The sequence below is a fragment of the Serratia sp. NA_13 genome (genome assembly GCF_052691735.1).
On record NZ_JBQZFV010000012.1, the window covers coordinates 116,630 to 133,869 of the forward strand.

14 protein-coding genes and 1 pseudogene are annotated in these 17,240 nt (G+C 52.0%); 10 read left to right on the top strand and 5 right to left on the bottom strand.

Annotated features, from left to right (window positions below):
- Nucleotides 1-111: 111 nt before the first annotated feature.
- The 9 genes and pseudogenes from hinT to ACUTSU_RS16800 all read left to right on the top strand — a co-directional run bounded on the left by hinT (nucleotide 112) and on the right by ACUTSU_RS16800 (nucleotide 7,504).
- Nucleotides 112-462 (top strand): purine nucleoside phosphoramidase, encoded by a 351-nt coding sequence (gene hinT, locus ACUTSU_RS16760; RefSeq protein WP_026142310.1) that lies wholly within the window; start codon nucleotides 112-114, stop codon nucleotides 460-462.
- Between the two features lie 12 nt (nucleotides 463-474).
- Entirely contained in the window at nucleotides 475-864 is a 390-nt protein-coding gene (locus ACUTSU_RS16765; RefSeq protein WP_445650844.1) for a YcfL family protein, read from the top strand.
- Nucleotides 865-891: 27 nt separating this feature from the next.
- On the top strand, nucleotides 892-1,479 hold the full coding sequence (gene lpoB, locus ACUTSU_RS16770) for a penicillin-binding protein activator LpoB (protein ID WP_445650845.1): 588 nt from the start codon (nucleotides 892-894) through the stop codon (nucleotides 1,477-1,479).
- Nucleotides 1,460-2,328 (top strand): annotated as a pseudogene (gene thiK, locus ACUTSU_RS16775) (thiamine kinase). Before lpoB ends, thiK begins: the two are co-directional and overlap by 20 nt.
- Nucleotides 2,329-2,357: 29 nt before the next feature.
- A complete protein-coding gene (gene nagZ / locus ACUTSU_RS16780) occupies nucleotides 2,358-3,377 on the top strand; it encodes a beta-N-acetylhexosaminidase (RefSeq protein ID WP_445650846.1) in 1,020 nt (339 codons plus the stop codon).
- 72 nt (nucleotides 3,378-3,449) lie between these two features.
- Nucleotides 3,450-3,992 carry an alpha/beta hydrolase YcfP gene (ycfP, locus tag ACUTSU_RS16785; protein WP_017892435.1) on the top strand — a complete coding sequence of 181 codons (543 nt, stop codon included), beginning with the start codon at nucleotides 3,450-3,452 and terminating at the stop codon, nucleotides 3,990-3,992.
- 332 nt (nucleotides 3,993-4,324) lie between these two features.
- Nucleotides 4,325-5,629 carry an NAD(P)/FAD-dependent oxidoreductase gene (locus tag ACUTSU_RS16790; protein ID WP_445650847.1) on the top strand — a complete coding sequence of 435 codons (1,305 nt, stop codon included), beginning with the start codon at nucleotides 4,325-4,327 and terminating at the stop codon, nucleotides 5,627-5,629.
- A gap of 360 nt (nucleotides 5,630-5,989) precedes the next feature.
- Nucleotides 5,990-6,526: a glycine zipper 2TM domain-containing protein gene (locus tag ACUTSU_RS16795; RefSeq protein WP_174352701.1), complete on the top strand. Its 537-nt coding sequence runs from the start codon at nucleotides 5,990-5,992 to the stop codon at nucleotides 6,524-6,526.
- A gap of 492 nt (nucleotides 6,527-7,018) precedes the next feature.
- Nucleotides 7,019-7,504: an RrF2 family transcriptional regulator gene (locus ACUTSU_RS16800; RefSeq protein ID WP_445650848.1), complete on the top strand. Its 486-nt coding sequence runs from the start codon at nucleotides 7,019-7,021 to the stop codon at nucleotides 7,502-7,504.
- Between the two features lie 246 nt (nucleotides 7,505-7,750).
- Here ACUTSU_RS16800 and sdeB read toward each other — a convergent pair whose 3' ends face one another.
- Together sdeB and ACUTSU_RS16810 are read right to left on the bottom strand one after the other, a co-directional pair.
- Nucleotides 7,751-10,897: a multidrug efflux RND transporter permease subunit SdeB gene (sdeB, locus tag ACUTSU_RS16805; RefSeq protein WP_445650849.1), complete on the bottom strand. Its 3,147-nt coding sequence runs from the start codon at nucleotides 10,895-10,897 to the stop codon at nucleotides 7,751-7,753.
- Nucleotides 10,898-10,920: 23 nt separating this feature from the next.
- On the bottom strand, nucleotides 10,921-12,108 hold the full coding sequence (locus ACUTSU_RS16810) for an efflux RND transporter periplasmic adaptor subunit (RefSeq protein ID WP_445650850.1): 1,188 nt from the start codon (nucleotides 12,106-12,108) through the stop codon (nucleotides 10,921-10,923).
- Nucleotides 12,109-12,403: 295 nt separating this feature from the next.
- On the opposite strand from ACUTSU_RS16810, the gene ACUTSU_RS16815 reads away from it, so the two are divergent.
- A complete protein-coding gene (locus ACUTSU_RS16815) occupies nucleotides 12,404-12,754 on the top strand; it encodes a helix-turn-helix domain-containing protein (RefSeq protein ID WP_445654421.1) in 351 nt (116 codons plus the stop codon).
- Nucleotides 12,755-12,897: 143 nt separating this feature from the next.
- Here ACUTSU_RS16815 and ACUTSU_RS16820 read toward each other — a convergent pair whose 3' ends face one another.
- From ACUTSU_RS16820 to ACUTSU_RS16830, 3 genes are read right to left on the bottom strand one after another with little or no spacing between them, the layout of a single operon-like run.
- Nucleotides 12,898-14,046: an HNH endonuclease gene (locus tag ACUTSU_RS16820; protein WP_445654422.1), complete on the bottom strand. Its 1,149-nt coding sequence runs from the start codon at nucleotides 14,044-14,046 to the stop codon at nucleotides 12,898-12,900.
- Nucleotides 14,047-14,745: an OmpA/MotB family protein gene (locus ACUTSU_RS16825; protein WP_445654423.1), complete on the bottom strand. Its 699-nt coding sequence runs from the start codon at nucleotides 14,743-14,745 to the stop codon at nucleotides 14,047-14,049.
- Nucleotides 14,745-16,511 (bottom strand): hypothetical protein, encoded by a 1,767-nt coding sequence (locus tag ACUTSU_RS16830; RefSeq protein WP_445654424.1) that lies wholly within the window; start codon nucleotides 16,509-16,511, stop codon nucleotides 14,745-14,747. The genes ACUTSU_RS16825 and ACUTSU_RS16830 overlap by 1 nt, the downstream gene beginning before the upstream one ends.
- Nucleotides 16,512-17,240 lie beyond the last annotated feature (729 nt).

A 17,240-nucleotide genomic window follows, 5' to 3' on the forward strand; every position in this document is an offset into this window, starting at 1 on the left:
GGTTGTCTGATTCTGCATCACTCAACGCGGAAAGTGCGCAATCAGGTTGAAAGCAGTAGAATTTGTCACTCATACTGCGTACAGCTTATTTTCCTCTACAAGGAACGCCAGATGGCCGAAGAAACGATTTTCAGTAAAATTATCCGCCGTGAAATCCCTGCTGATGTGGTCTACCAGGACGAACTGGTCACCGCTTTCCGTGATATTTCACCTCAGGCCCCGACCCATATTCTGATCGTACCCAATGTGCTGATCCCCACCATCAACGACGTTACTGTTGAGCACGAAGCCGCTCTGGGCCGTATGATCACCGCCGCCGCCAGGATCGCCGAGCAGGAAGGTATAGCCGAAGACGGCTACCGCCTGATTATCAATTGCAACCGTCATGGCGGCCAAGAGGTCTATCATATTCATATGCATTTGGTCGGTGGCCGCTCATTGGGGCCGCTGCTGTCACGCTAATTGAGGAAAATAATGCGCTATAGCAAAACCCTGCGTTGTCTGATGACGCTGACGTTGCCCGCCATCATACTGATGGGCTGTAGTAGCCCGCGTGGCATTGCGGTTAACGAACGCCAGACGGTAGTGATGGATTCGCCGGTGCTGACCGCGGGCATTCTGGCTGACAATCCGTCGATTTCGAATGCTTCCGGACGAGTGATGGCGACCTCGGAGCTCAGCAACAGTCAACCAACGCCGGTTACGGTGCGCTATCGCTTCTACTGGTATGACGATCAGGGGCTGGATATCCGGCCTTTTGAAGCGCCGCGCACCATCACTATTGCGCCAAATTCAGACGCCACTATTTACTCGCTCAATGGCAACCTCGATGCCAAGCGCGTGCGTCTGTATTTATTCTTGTAAACTCTTGGTTCATTGAGAGAGGGATTAATGAAAAAGTATCTATTTGTCGCGCTGGCCGCGTTGGTATTAACCGGCTGTCTGTCGCGCCCACCGGAACCGGAACAACCGCAACCGCCGGTAACCGTTGAGCCGGTAACGCCACCGGTGACCGAAGAACCGCAGCCACCGGTGACTGAACCTGTCCCGCAACCGCCAAAGATCCAGCAGCTCGATTGGCTGAGCAGCGTACAGCCGCTGGTCAATCAGATGCTGAAAGCTGATGGCGTTAATCCGGGCAGCGTGTTGCTGCTCGACAGCGTGAAGAACAACACCAACGGTGCGTTGCAGACTGCGAAAGCGACTTCCGCACTGCACAAGGCTTTGGCATCAAATAAAACCTTCACCATCGTGCCGGAAGCGCAGTTGGTTACTGCCAAACAGACGCTGGGCCTGTCGGCAGATGACAGCCTGGGTTCACGCAGCAAGGCGATTGGTCTGGCGCGTATCGTTAGCGCGCAGTATGTGCTGTACAGCGACGTCAGTGGTGATGTGAAGTCACCTACGCTGGATATGCAATTGATGCTGGTGCAAAGTGGTGAAATCGTCTGGTCAGGCAATGGCGCCGTTACACACTGAAGCCGAACTGCGAAGACTGATTGAGCACGAACTGCCGGCGGTGAAAACCGCCGGTTGTCGTTTTAGCCCGGTGCAGGGCCTGACCGGCGAAAGTTGGCGTATTGAAGGCGAAGGTGTGCAACTGTTGGCGCGTCAGCAAAGCCCAGAGAAAAGCGCGCTGGGCGTCAGTCGTCGGCGTGAGGCGCGGGTGTTATCTCGTGTCGGTAAGGACATCGGCCCACAGGTTTTAGCGCAAAATAATCAGTGGATTATTTTGCAATGGCTTAATGGTGACGTTGTCACTTCAGCGGATTTTGCTCGGTTGAATGAGGGAGGCCGCCTGGCTGAGTTGATGGCCGGTTTACATCAACGGCCGCCCTGTGGTTACCCGCTGAGCCTGCATCGACAGTTTACTCGTTACTGGCAGCAGCTGGATCCCCGACGCCTGACACCCGCCTGGTTAAAGCTGCATCAGCGTTTTCTGCGCTGTCGGTCCCCAGCGCCGCTAAAACTGGCTCCCCTGCATATGGATATTCATCCGGGCAATCTGATCGCACAGGGTCAAGGTTTGCGGCTGATTGACTGGGAGTATGCGGCCGACGGGGATATCGCGCTGGACATCGCCGCACTGTTTCGCAGCAATGCCTGGTCGCCAGCCGAACAACAGCAATTTTTACGGCATTATGCCCGCATCGGCTACTCAAATTTACCTCTGCTGAGCGCACAGGTGCAGCGTTGGTTGCCGTGGGTAGATTATCTGATGCTGTTATGGTTTGAAGTGCGCTGGCAACAAACCGGCGATCCCGAATTTTGCGTTGGGGCGCAGTGTTGCACCGGCGTTTTTGTTTAACATCCCCATGTTCTGAATAAAGTGAAGTGAGGTGGCCGTGGGCCCAGTAATGTTAGATGTCGCCAGCTATGAGCTGGACGCGGAAGAACGTGAGATCCTGAAACACCCGCTGGTGGGTGGCCTGATCTTGTTCACCCGCAATTTCCACGATGCGCAACAGCTGCGTGAGCTGGTACGCCAAATCCGCGAGGCTTCTCACCATCGGCTGGTGGTGGCTGTGGATCAGGAAGGCGGCCGCGTGCAGCGCTTCCGGGAAGGTTTCACCCGTCTGCCAGCAGCGCAGTCTTTCGCCGCATTAAACGAAGCGCATGAGGGTGGGCGTCTGGCACAGGAAGCCGGTTGGCTGATGGCGGCGGAAATGATCGCGCAGGATATCGATATCAGCTTCGCGCCGGTGCTGGATATTGGCCACGTCAGCGCGGCGATTGGCGAGCGCTCGTTCCACAGCGATCCGCAACAGGCGCTGATGATGGCCGAGCGTTTCATTCAGGGCATGCACAGCGCCGGAATGAAAACCACCGGCAAGCATTTCCCTGGCCACGGTGCCGTCAGTGCGGATTCGCACAAAGAAACCCCCCGCGATCCGCGCCCGTTGGCTGAGATCCGCGAACATGATATGGCGATCTTCCGTGAATTGATTAACCGTCAGTTGCTGGACGCCGTGATGCCGGCACACGTCATCTATACTGAAGCAGACCCACGTCCGGCCAGCGGCTCGCCTTACTGGCTGAAACAGATCCTGCGCCAGGAATTGGGTTTTGACGGCGTTATCTTCTCGGACGATCTGTCAATGGAAGGGGCGGCGATTATGGGGAGTTATGCCGAGCGCGGCCAGGCCGCATTGGATGCGGGCTGCGACATGATCCTGGTATGTAATAGCCGTGCAGGGGCGGTCAGCGTGCTGGATAACCTGTCCCCGGTCAAAGCAGAGCGGGTGAAACGGTTATATCATCGCGGTCAGTTCACCCGTCAGGAGCTGCGTGACTCTGCGCGCTGGCAACAGGCGCATAAAGAGTTGAATGCGCTCAGCGAACGCTGGGAAGAGCACAAGCAGCGTAATGCGGGGTGAACCCAGGACGTCGTAGTGCGGCGTAAATGATGAGGGCTGCGGCGCGGCCCTCTGTTTGTTGCGAGGATCCAGATGATTATCTATTTACATGGCTTTGATTCCACCAGTCCCGGCAATCATGAGAAGGTGTTACAGCTGCAGTTTATCGATCCTGACGTACGCTTTATCAGTTACAGCACTTTGCACCCACGCCATGACATGCAGCATTTGTTGAAAGAAGTGGACAAGGCGGTTCAGCAGGGCGGCGACAAACATTCGCTGATCTGCGGGGTGGGCCTCGGGGGTTTTTGGGCCGAACGTATCGGCTTTCTGTGCGGTATCCGCCAGGTGATCTTCAACCCCAATTTGTCTCCTGAACAACATATGCAAGGCAAAATCGACCGGCCGGAAGAGTATCGCGATATCGCCACCAAGTGCGTTGAGGACTTCCGTGAGAAAAATCGCGATCGCTGTCTGGCGGTGCTTTCCCGCCACGACGAGGTGCTGGACAGCCAACTCAGTGCTGAACTGTTGCACAAGTACTATGAAATTGTCTGGGATGAACAGCAGACCCACAAGTTTAAAAACCTGTCGCCACATCTGCAGCGCATCAAGGCATTCAAGACCCTGCCTTAACAGTTTCATAACGCCTGAAAGCGCCGCAATGATTGTCCTTAACAGGCAAAAATTGCGGCATTTTTTTACCTAAAAGCCCCGTTTTTCCCATTGGGGGACAAAATTTAAAACTGTGATCTCGCGCTAACTATTTGAATCACAATCCTCAAAATTTCCCTTCGTCCAGGCTTTAACCAAAAAAGTTTGATGTACATCAATTTTGGTATGACCAAATAACCCCACATGCTATTCTGGCTTCAGATAGCAGGTTTATTTTAAGCGAACCCTATGTATTCTAAGGATATTATTTATTTACCCTTAGGTAACAATTGGTTCACATTTAGGGGGTCATTTTGACAACGCCAAAGAAAAAAATCGTCATTGTCGGCGGTGGTGCCGGTGGTCTGGAACTGGCGACCAGCCTGGGCCATAAACTCGGTCGTAAGCACAAAGCAGAAATCACGCTGGTAGACCGCAATCACAGCCATCTGTGGAAGCCTTTGCTTCATGAAGTAGCAACCGGTTCCCTTGATGACGGCGTCGACGCGCTGAGCTACCTGGCACACGCACGCAATCACTCTTTCAACTTCCAGTTGGGCTCGCTGACCAACATTAATCGCGAAACGCAAACCCTGCAGTTGGCGCAAATTTGCGACGAGCACGGTGCTGAACTGGTTCCTGCACGCGAACTGCCTTACGACATCCTGGTAATGGCGCTGGGTAGCACCTCTAACGATTTCGGTACTGCCGGCGTGAAAGATCACTGTATCTTCCTGGACAACCCCCACCAGGCACGTCGTTTCCACAACGAAATGCTGAACCTGTTCCTCAAGTTCTCTGCACAGCCGGGGCAAAAAGAGCGGGTGAATATCGCCATCGTCGGCGGTGGTGCCACCGGTGTGGAACTGTCTGCAGAGCTGCATAACGCGGTGAAGCAACTGCACAGCTATGGTTTTGAGGGCCTGGACAACAGCGCACTGAATGTGACGCTGGTCGAAGCGGGCGAGCGTATTCTGCCTGCGTTGCCGCCGCGTATTTCGGCCGCTGCGCATCAGGAACTGAACAAGCTGGGTGTACGCGTATTGACCAACACCATGGTTACCAGCGCGGATGCCAAAGGTCTGAATACCAAGGGCGGCGAATTTATCGATGCCGATCTGATGGTGTGGGCGGCCGGTATCAAGGCACCGGATTTTATGAAGGACATCGGCGGTCTGGAAACCAACCGCATTAATCAGCTGGTGGTGGAACCTACGCTGCAGAGCACGCGAGATCCGAATATCTTCGCTATCGGTGACTGTGCCTCCTGTCCGAAAGAGGGCGGTGGTTTTGTGCCACCACGCGCCCAATCGGCGCACCAGATGGCATCACGCTGCTTCACCAACATTCTGGCGCTGATGAACGGCCAGACGCTGAAGCCTTACGTGTATAAAGACCATGGTTCGCTGGTGTCTCTGTCCCGTTTCAGCACCGTTGGCAGCCTGATGGGCAACCTGATGCGTGGTTCGATGATGGTAGAAGGCCGCATTGCGCGCTTCGTCTACATCTCGCTGTACCGCATGCACCAGGTGGCTTTACACGGGTATATTAAAACCGGCCTGATGATGTTGGTCGGCGGTATCAATCGGGTGATCCGCCCGCGGTTGAAAATGCACTAACAGTTGCCGATCTTGACCCACCCACGCCGGTTCGCCCGCGTGGGTTTTTTTATGCCGCTCCCCGTGCGATAGGGCAGTGACGGGCTGATTGTTCAGCACAATGTCCCGTGAGTATGGGTAAAAGTCTTAAGATTCCTCCTAAACACTGGGGCTAAGGGCGATTTTCAGCATCATTGGTCGCATTGTCTTATTGCGAGGTTCTGGAACATTGTGCAGACTTTATCTTGTTTACAGACGGCGCGTCGCGCACGCCGTAAACCGGAATACCACGTGCCGCCAATGCGCAAAATAATAAGCGCGGTGCAATGTCGGTAAAATCCCCGGTACAAATGCGTGGTAACACTTTCAGGAGGATTTCCTGTGAACAAGTCAATGTTAGCCGGTGTGGGTATTGGTATTGCAGCAGCACTGGGTATTGCTGCGGTGGCCAGTCTTGATGTTTTTTCTTCTGGTCCGCAATACGCGCAGGTAATTGCTGCAACGCCGATCAAAGAAACCATCAAAACACCGCGTCAGGAATGCCGCAATGTGACCGTCACTCATCGTGCGCCAGTGCAGGATGAGAACCGCATTGCCGGTTCGGTTCTGGGTGCAGTAGCCGGTGGCGTTATTGGCCATCAGTTCGGCGGCGGTCGTGGTCGTGATGTGGCGACGGTGGTGGGTGCCTTGGGCGGCGGTTACGCCGGTAACCAGGTGCAGGGTGCGATGCAGAATAACGACAGCACCACCAGCACGCAGCAGCGTTGCAGAACGGTCTACGACAAATCACAGAAAATGCTGGGTTACGACGTGACCTACAAGATTGGCACTCAGCAGGGCAAGATCCGCATGGATCACGATCCCGGCACCCAGATCCCGCTGGATAAAAGCGGCCAACTGGTGCTGAACAAAGCCTAATCAACAGACAAGAATTAAACCCGCGGACAGTGTTAGTTCCAATCGTTTAACGCAGTTAAGCGAGCGGCATTAATATTGACGCGGGTTTCTGCATTCTATACCCGTCGCCTTTCAAGTTGCAGCGTTGTTACCTGCACTCAGTTATGTGGCCCGTCCATGGGCCACACCCCTTTGGGGCCGCTGCTAGCAGCGTTCAAATCTGCTCCCGGCAGATTTGTCATCCCAGTTACTTACTTAAGTAAGCGCCTGGGGATGAGTGAGCTGGGCGCCTAGCTGCAACGTGAAATTCATTGGGTATAATGTCGGTAGGTTTTCCCCGTAGGCCAGTTCTGACGCGATTCCCGACCTAATGTATCCGTGCGATTTATCCGGGCATACCTTCAATAGTGCAACAGTGTTTGTTATATTATTGTGCAGTTGAGTGGGTGTGATGACGTCATCTCACACCGGCCCAGTCCAGGCATTTGGTCTCCCGGAGACAGAGATAAAAACATGTTAGATTTTCGCTTTCCGACTGCAATGCAAATGGTACTTAGCGTGGCCGTGGCTGAGAAGCTGGGCGTGCGTTCGACCAGTGCGGTGCTTGCCGCCGGTCTGGAAGCCAACCCGAGTTTTATCCGCAAGCTGATGGTGCCACTGACCAAAAATGGCATCATTGTTTCGACCTTGGGCCGTAACGGTTCGATTCACCTGGGCCGCCCGGCGGAGCAGATCACCTTGCGGGATATCTATCTGGCCGTTATTGATGATAAACGCATTTGGGCCGCCCGACCGGAAGGGCCGGCGCGTTGCCTGGTCAGTGCCAACGCCTGCTGGTATTTCAAGTCGGTGGTAAACGAGGTGGAAGAGGCATCGCTGAACGTACTGGCGGGCTACACGGTAGCGGATTCTCTGGCAGAGTTGGAGCGGGGCGATAAGCGAGCCTGCGCGGCCTATGCAATGCAAGACAAGAAAGACGAAGAGACAGCAGAAAAATAGTCTGCGGTAGATGCGGTATAAAGAATAAGACAAAGAAAAGCCCGGTATAAAAACCGGGCTTAGGTTGCTGACAAAGCAGGAAAAAGCGTGGTTTTTCCTGCTTTGTGGTGAGCAGCCGAAAATCAATAAATTGATTTTCCGGATTTTTATTTATCGGCCTCTACTCGCTCTGGGCAGGAATGAGGTTTGTCATCTGTCTGAGCCCGGTATAAAAACCGGGCTTTTTTTATGGCCGTGGCAGATGAATTATTCCGCCACGGGTTGCCGCGTTTTACGTGTCACCATACGGCGCAGAGTAACGTAGAACACCGGAGTCAGGAAAAGCCCGAACAGTGTGACCCCCAGCATGCCGGAAAATACCGTGATGCCGGTGACGCCGCGTACTTCGGCACCGGCGCCGTGTCCGAGGATCAATGGAATAGTCCCGGCGATAAAGGCGATGGAGGTCATTACAATCGGCCGCAGTCGCAGACGACAGGCTTCCAGTGCCGCTTCCATAATGCTTTTGCCCTGTAGCTCCAGTTCACGGGCGAACTCGACGATCAAAATGGCGTTTTTACAGGCCAGGCCCATCAATACCACCAGCCCCACCTGCACGAACACGTTGTTGTCACCGCCGGTCAGCCAGACCCCAAACAGAGCCGACAGCATGGTCATCGGCACGATCAGGATCACCGCCAATGGCAGCGTCCAGCTTTCGTACAAGGCTGCCAGCGCCAGGAAGGCCAGCAGCACTGCCACCGGGAAGACAATAATGGCCGCGTTACCCTGGGTGGACTGCTGATAGCTCAGATCGGTCCACTGAATGTTCATGCCGTTCGGCAACAGCTTGTTGGCCATGGCCGTCAGTTCACTCATGGCCTGCGACGATGACAGTACTCGCGGATCGGCATCACCAATCAGGTCTGCCGCTGGGAAACCGTTGTAGCGGATCACCGGATCTGGGCCGTAAGTGGTGCTGATGCTGACCATGCTGCCAATTGGCACCATTTCCCCTTTATCGTTGCGGGTGCGCAGGTTGGCGATATCTTCCACGCTGTCGCGGAACTGACCGTCGGCCTGCGCCATCACCTTCCAGGTGCGGCCATAACGGTTGAAGTCATTGATATAAGACGAACCGAGATAGGTCTGCAAGGTGCTGAACAGGGCATTGAGCGGCACCCCTTGCGCCTTGGCCTTGTCGCGGTCAATTTTCGCGTCCAGCTGAGGTACGTTGGCCTGATAGGACGAGATCGGGAATCCCATGCCCGGCGTTTGCATGATCGTGCCCGACATGGTGTTGATTGCTGTTTGCAGCGCGCCATAGCCCAGGCCGGCACGGTCCTGAATATACAGTGAGTAACCGGAACCCTGGCCGATACCGAGGATAGGCGGTGGCATAATCGAGAACGCAAACCCTTCCTGGATCTGTGAAATCTTGGCGTTAATCTCGGCATTGATCTGCGCCGCGCTGCGGGTACGGGTGCTTAACGACTCCAGCGCAAAGAACACGGTGCCGGTGTTGGGCGTATTGGTAAACTGTAATGCATTCAGCCCGGGGAAGGAGACCGCATCCGTCACCCCGTCGACGCTCAGGCCGATGGCGCTCATCTTGCGTATCACCGCGTCGGTACGCTCCAGTGACGCGCCCTCCGGCATTTTCACGCCGCCAATCAAATAAAGCTTGTCCTGAGTCGGGATGAATCCACCGGGCACGGTTTTAAACATCACCCCGGCGGCGCACAGCAGCAGCACATACACCACAAATACCGCGCCGCGTTTGCCCAGCGCCCGGGAAACCCCACGTTGATAACGTTGTGAACTGCTGGCAAAGAAGCGATTAAACGGACGGAACAGCCAGCCGAACAAGCGATCAATCAGGCGTGATGGCAGGTCCTTCGGCGCGTCATGCGGTTTCAACAGCAACGCCGCCAACGCCGGTGACAGGGTCAGCGAGTTGATCGCCGAGATTACGGTCGAAATGGCGATAGTCACGGCGAATTGTTTATAAAACTGACCGGTGACGCCGGACAGAAACGCCATCGGTACGAACACTGCGCACAGCACGACGGCGATGGCGATAATCGGGCCGGATACTTCACGCATTGCCTGGTGCGCTGCCGCCAGCGGTGACAGGCCCTCTTCGATATTACGCTCGACGTTTTCCACCACCACGATGGCATCATCGACCACGATACCTATGGCCAGCACCAGTCCGAACAGGCTCAGGGTGTTGAGCGAAAAACCCAACAAATAGAGTGCCGCAAAGGTACCGACGATTGAGATCGGCACGGCCAGCAGGGGAATGATCGACGCCCGCCAGGTTTGCAGAAAAAGAATGACCACCAGAACTACCAGCAGCACTGCTTCGAACAGAGTATCTACCACTGAGCGAATCGAATCGCGCACGAATACCGTTGGGTCGTACGGGGATTGCCAGCTCATGCCGTCCGGAAAGCGGGTCGACAACTCGGCCATTTTAGCCCGCACCGCGTTGGACAATTCTATGGCATTGGCCCCCGGAGCCTGGAAGATACCAATCCCTACTGCGTCCTTATTATTGAGCTGGGCACGTAGCGCGTAGCTGCCGGAGCCCATTTCAATGCGTGCGACGTCGCGCAGGCGAACGACTTCACCGTTGTCGCCGCTCTTGAGGATAATATTGCCGAACTCTTCCTCGGTCTGCAGGCGACCCTGCGCATTGATCGACAGCAGATAATCGCTGCGGGTCGGCATCGGTTCCGCACCCAGTTGCCCGGCAGAAACCTGTACGTTCTGCTCCTGCATGGCAGAGACCACATCAGAGGCGGTCAGCCCACGTGAGGCAACCTTGTTCGGATCGAGCCAAATACGCATGGCGTACTCACCGGCACCGAAAATCTGTACCTGGCCGATACCGGGCAAACGAGCCAGCTCATCCTTGACCTTCAGAGTGGCGTAGTTGCGCAGGTAGAGCGAATCGTATTTACCGGAAGGGGAAACCAGATGGACCACCAGCGTCAGGGCCGGGGATTGCTTCTGGGTCGTTACCCCTTGCCGCCGCACGTCCTCAGGCAGACGTGCTTCGGCCTGCGCCACGCGGTTTTGTACCTGCACCTGTGCCTGATCGGGATCTGTTCCTGGGCGGAAGGTGACGGTGGTGACCAGCACGCCGTCAGAACCAGCCACCGACTTCATGTACATCATGTTTTCGACGCCGTTGATCGCCTCTTCCAGCGGGGTTGCCACCGTTTCAGCGATCTCTTTCGGGTTAGCGCCGGGGTATTGGGCACGTACCTGCACGCTGGGCGGCACCACGTCCGGATATTCACTGATCGGCAGCAGCGGGATAGCAATAACACCGCCGACAAAAATCAGAATCGACAGTACCGCGGCAAATATCGGCCGGTCGATGAAAAAACGGGAAAAGTCCATGGATCAGGATCCTTTATTGGGGCTTAGTTGAGTGCGGAAGCGTCGGCGTTGATCGCCACGTTTTTGGCAGCGACGGGCATACCCGGCATAAACACTTTTTGCATACCGTCGACGATCACCCGGTCACCGGCAGCCAGCCCCTTCTGTACAATACGTAGCCCGTCAGCCACCCGGCCCACTTCGATATCGCGTCGTTGCGCCTTGCCGTCCTTATCGACGATATAAACAAACTTGCGATCCTGATCGGTCATTACCGATTTATCGTTAATCAACATGGCATTGAACTCGGCACTGCCGGGCATCTGCACCCGGGCGAATAGCCCTGGAGTGAAGCGGCGCTCAGCGTTTTCCAGCAGGGCGCGCATGCGAATAGTGCCGGTACTGGCGTTCAGCTGGTTGTCGGTAAAATCAACAATGCCCTGATGCGGATAGCCGTCTTCGCCGACCAACCCGACCTTCACCGGCAGTTTTGTCGTGCGCCGCCCATCGTTTTGGTAACGCAGAAAAGTGGCTTCATCGACGTCGAAATAGACGTAAACCTTATCGAGCGACACCAGCGTGGTGAGTACGCTGGCACTGTCGCCGGTGGTCACCAGGTTGCCGGCGGTGATCATTGCGCGGCTGGCTCGCCCGTCAATCGGTGCAATCACCCGGGTAAAGTCGAGGTTCAGTTGCGCCAGATCGAACTGGGCCTGAGCCGCCAATACGTTGCTCTGCGCCTGCGCGGCAGAGGAGCGGCGTTGTTCCCACACTTCGGTCGATATCGCCTGGCTGCCGATCAGTTTCTCGGTACGGCCGGATTCGCTACGGGCCAGTGCCGCCTGATTGCGTGCCCGAACCAGTTCGGCCTGTGCCTGCTCACGAGCGGCGCGGTAGGTACGATCGTCGATGGTGAACAGCACCTGACCTTTTTTCACTTCATCGCCTTCGGTGTAATTCACTTTATCGATATAGCCGGAAACCCGTGGCCGTAGCTGGACGCTTTGCACCGCCTCGATGCGACCGTTAAAAGCATCCCATTGGCTGATGGGTTTTATCACCACGTCGGCGGTACTGACGGCCGGTGGCGGGGGAGCCGCATTTTGAGCGGCGCTGTTGTCACACCCGGCCAGCAGAGCGACCAGCAACGCGACGGCAGAGAGGCGTGTGCTGATACCGATGCCGCTTTGGCGACGGTGTGAATGGAACAATGAGTTTGGCTGGCTTGGCATTATTTTTCTTTCCAGTAGTTAGCACGATCTGGCGATACACCCGGCCCTGTTATCCGGGTAACTTCCCTGGCCTGTGACCGGCGGCAGAGCGGTTGCACCGGTCATTGGCGCAACGGTTAGGTTTTGAAACACATTGTTGTCACATTAATGTATCAATATCGGTTACATTAATTGGCCGGATTATAGAAGTGCCTCTCTGTTAAATGCAATAATAAAAATTGCATTTAATGCGAAACTGCTGCAACGTAATGGCATCGGGCAGCGGATTTATCTGCCAAGTCATGGGAGCGTCAGCATGAACAGCACGGGTTTTATTACTGATTTGATTGAGTGGATTGATAACAATCTGGAAGAGAAGCTGGATATCAATACCGTAGCGGGCCGCGCGGGGTATTCCAAGTGGCACCTGCAACGAATGTTCAAACGCCAGACCGGTTACGCACTGGGAGAATATATTCGCATGCAGAAGCTGAGGGTCTCGGCAGAGCGCCTGGCCAACAGCGGCGAACCGATCGTCAGCGTGGCGATCTCACTCGGCTTTGACTCGCAGCAGTCCTTCAATCGCAGTTTTAAACGCCATTACGGGCAAACCCCGGGCGACTGGCGTCGCTCCGTGATGCAGCCACGTGTTGTCGCTAACCAGTGAATCCGGTACATATGGAGTCGCTCCGTTTTTTTACCACAATCAGTAAGGGGCATCGGCCAGTTTTTGCCTCGCGTTAAATAACGGGAGTCATATCGCCAAGCGAATGGTTCGTGTTTGTTTAAGCGGGATGCTTACACCCACAACTACCTAATTTTTGCTTGAAACTCAGAGAAATTGTTTAACGCATCAAATGCAGAAAAAACATTCCAACCATGTTTCCTCAATTTTTGGGCACTAATCATGTTTATCAACACCGCAACTTTTCGTCTGGGCCAGCAAAGATCCAGTGAAATCATCTTTCCAGCATCATTAACCGTAATACCAAGTTCAGGCTGCGGAAGGGCGGTGGATTGGCATTTCATCACCAATCCCTCTAATGCAGAGTCTGTACATTGGACTATATTTGCATAGTTGAACACATCAAACTTATGTTGTTTACGCCGATATTCGTTAATTTTCTGCGTATCTTCATTGCTTACATACAAATGCCCATGATGTGGTTGTTTCTTATGGCAGTCTGCACACAAGGATCGCAAGTTTTTCCTGCTATTATCGGCTTTATTACCATTGATGTGGTGGACATGCAGTAATTTAGCATTCCCGGTGAGATTCACTCCGCACTGTTCACATGTGTAATCTAACTCATTCCTTAGCTGTGATGAAATTGCTGGCCAATCAGGTGTATAGCCACCTGACTGAGTTCCTACTGTAGATTTTGGTAATGACTCAAAATAGGAGCTGTAAGTTTCAAAAAAATTAGCATATGAAAAATCATTAACAAATTTGGTCTTATCTCCCCAGCTTAGAGCTGAAAAATTTTTATGGTTAAGGAGGGCGAGACAATTTTGGCATACGGCTAGCTCTGCCTCACCTTTAATATCCTGTTGTGAATGGTAATCAGCACCAAAGACTGGGAACAATCCGTCTATTCGATTGATTACATCATACCTATCATTAAACCTTCCACGTTCGCGCATCCCTATGATTGTTTTGCATTCTGCAACGTGTACACGTTTAGCACCTTTTTGCTTTCCATCAGTCAGAACCTGATTAATAAAGCTACTTTGATCTGGAATATAGAGCATGACTTGGTGGCCATTGCAGTGAAGGATCCCTTGGCTACCATCAATATCATCCAGCTGGACATCTTTTCCTAAAATCATACCATTTATAAGGTGTTCACCAATATCAACCCATCCGCCAGATTGGCTCTTGATTGAAAAATCTGTCACTACCTTTCCAAGTGGGGCAACGGCCCGGTGCAAAGTGCTGAGATCAACGGTTAGCTTCACTTAGTGGCTCTCCAGGATGCGTTTGATTTGAATATCGGAGTTGGTGATTGCCCTAAACGAGACTCGACGGGATTGTGCCTCATCTTCCACACCATCTTTCATGACCAAACGTGATGACGAAAAACCCACTGCTGCAATATTAGCTTTGATCCAATCAGATTCACCAGGCATCAGTGCATAGGCATATTCCAGTACAGCACGGGTTCGTCCTTGAGATAAGCGCATATTGTAAAAATAAGCCTGTGCTTCGGTAGCGCCTCGAAGGCCAGCACTTGATGTATGCCCTTCAATCCGAATTTCATTGAGAGATTCACGATAAGGTCTCAGCACTTCGATATATCTAGGAAAAAAATCATTTAAGATGTTTTTGTATGTTTCACTTAGGGTTGTCTCGTTATTGGCGAAAAGTACATCAGGAGACTGAAAACTGAATGATAGTGTCTCCTTGTCTATGCTTGCCTCCCATTTGTTGAGGTCATCTTTAAATTCTGCCTGTAGCGCCTCGTAGATAGCGACTTGATTCTGTTGGTAAGCAACCGCGACATCCTTGATTTTGTCGTTTTCCTTCTGTGTATTCATCATGAAAACGATGGCAATGAACAAGAACACCATCATCAGACCGGCCATCAAATCAGAGACAGTTAGCCAATGTTCGCCACTTTCTTGTGAGGCATTACGAGTTCCAAACAGCTTGTCCATTATGCTACTCGCTTACTCACAATTTCATTCATCGCCTGGGTCAGTTTGATGTAGTCTTCAACAAACTTACCACTGACCTGCGCCAGTGCCTGTCCCATCTCATTCATTACTCGGTTGATTTCTTGCTGCATCGCAGAGTCAATCAGCTTCAACTGGGAATCAACTGCTTCAGCGGTAAAGCCCACCTGTTGTTTAACCTGCACTTCTATTGCATCGAAAGTGCGTTTGGCTTGATTGATCTGCTGAGTTGCGGCTTCATCAATCACTTCATTCACTTGCAACTGGAGTTTTTCCGCAGACTTAATGACGGTATCGCGTACTTGCACGGTATCGGTCACTAGGTTCTGGTTGGCCTCTTTCATGGTTGAGGTCATCTCTTTTGCATCGATAACGATCTTTTCAATCATGTCGCGCATCACGCTGTTAAGATCGCTTACTGCATCCTGTAGGTGCTGTTTGATTATATCAGTTTGAGCTTGCAAATAATCGGAACTGGTTTGCAATGCCTCATTGGTACGAGATGTGTTGTCCGTAAATTCGTTGGCTGCTATTTCAACATCTTTACTGATACGCTCGGAGCTTTCTTTCAGTCTCTCACTAACATGGGTGATTCCTTTCTCAGTCTCAGTAGTAAATTTCGCCAGCAAATCATTAGAAGTATTAACGTGATTTTTGATGTACTCATCCGACTCAGAGAGCAACTGTTTGTAGTGTTCGCTGGCCGTGATAACTGCCGCAGAAATATCATTAACAGTCGCCTGTACCTGTTGCTGGATTTGTGGCACAGCATCGACAGCTTTATCACGCATTTCCTTAAATACTTCAAGATGGCGTTCCAGTTCAGCGAGTTGATGCTGGTTCACTTCCATGACATTTTTCAAATCATTCATGGATTCAGGAATTACCCTGCTCTGCTCGCTGATATGAGCGACCGAGGCCTCAGTGGCAGTGATAGATTCGACACCATGCGCATATTGTTGCTGCATTTGTTCCAACTGCAACTTGTAGTTATCTTGCCACTCAACCAACAGGTGAACAGCTTCATTGAGATGCTTAAAGTTTTCACCAAATTGCTCTGTGAGATTGTTGTTAAAATCAAGAATGACTTGCTTGAGTGCTTCGATAACCTGCTCAGTAGCAGATTTTGACAAGGTGTCAGCAAAGTCTTGTAGTTGAAGCCATAACTTCTCAGAGAATACCTCAAAGTCATGTTGCCGCTTTTCGTTTTGCTCCCGAGAACTGTTCAGGGAAAGTTTGGCATTATCGTTAATATCTCCGCGCAGGATTTTAAGTTGGCCAAACAGAGTTGACACTTCATCCCCAACCATAGCCTCTTTGAGAGCTTTGATTTCTAATACCTGCGCCTGCAAGGCCCCCAGAATGGCCTCTGGGCTTGCGTGGCTCATACTCTCCCCAACCAACCTTGGTTTGAGAAAAGAAAACGTCGATAATGTTTTGAATATAAGTGAGAAAAGAATGCCTGCTAAACTGGTAATAAAGGCAGTTTTCAGCCCTTCAAGCAACGGTGGAATACTGGCTTCAATATCATTTTGATTAAAATCAAGCAAGCCCAACACGATGCCCAAAAAGGTACCAAAAATACCCATGGTAGTTAATAGAGTTGGCACATAGTTGACGAACTCTATCTGCTTTACCTTTTTGGTAAACCAGACTCCCAGTCCGAACACCCCCAACATAGTGACTAAAAAAACAATATTGATCACATCCGTGTTAAAACTGCGCAGTAAACTTTCTAACATGTCCATCTTGGTTCTCTATTATTAATGCTTATCGGTTAAATAAACGTCTCGGCAATGGTATCGGTCAGTCGATATTGGGTCTGTGTGCCATTCAATCGGTAGTAGTTCAGAGGTGATGGTAAGACTCATCAGGTAAGTGCTCTCGCTACCAAATCAACTAGCTATACCCTATAGCTTTTAAATTGCAGTTGGGCGATCAACTCGCTCATCCTCAGGCGCTTACTCAAGTAAGTAACTGGGGAGTGCAGATAACAACGCTGCAACTTGAAAGATGACGGGTATATAAGCCGATTAGACATTCTTGCAAGCAAGTCTCTAGCCCACCACTTTGTCACTTCGCAAATATATCCTTTTGCTAATTTTGGGAGGCTCATTCCAAGCCGCCACCTTGGTAGCTAAGTGGAAATATTGGAGGTTGATATCAGTTTCGGTGGAGAGGCTTTGTTGGTCTAACCATAATAATTTTCCGTATGTGGGTAGTATTGCTCAATATTCTCTCATAAACTCAGCCGAGTTAATTGATTTTAGACACAAAAAGGTTATTAATTTTAACAAGTTGAAACTGTATTTATCTTGAACATGGACAAAATAAGTAACTGGACGTGAAAGTGTGATGATATAACTATATGAGTTAAAAGGTAAAATATTAGGCATCATCGAGAGGTATGGGGAGGTGGATCACATCTTCTTGGTACAATAAATCAGATTAAACTGAAAGTGCTTATTCATCAGAAG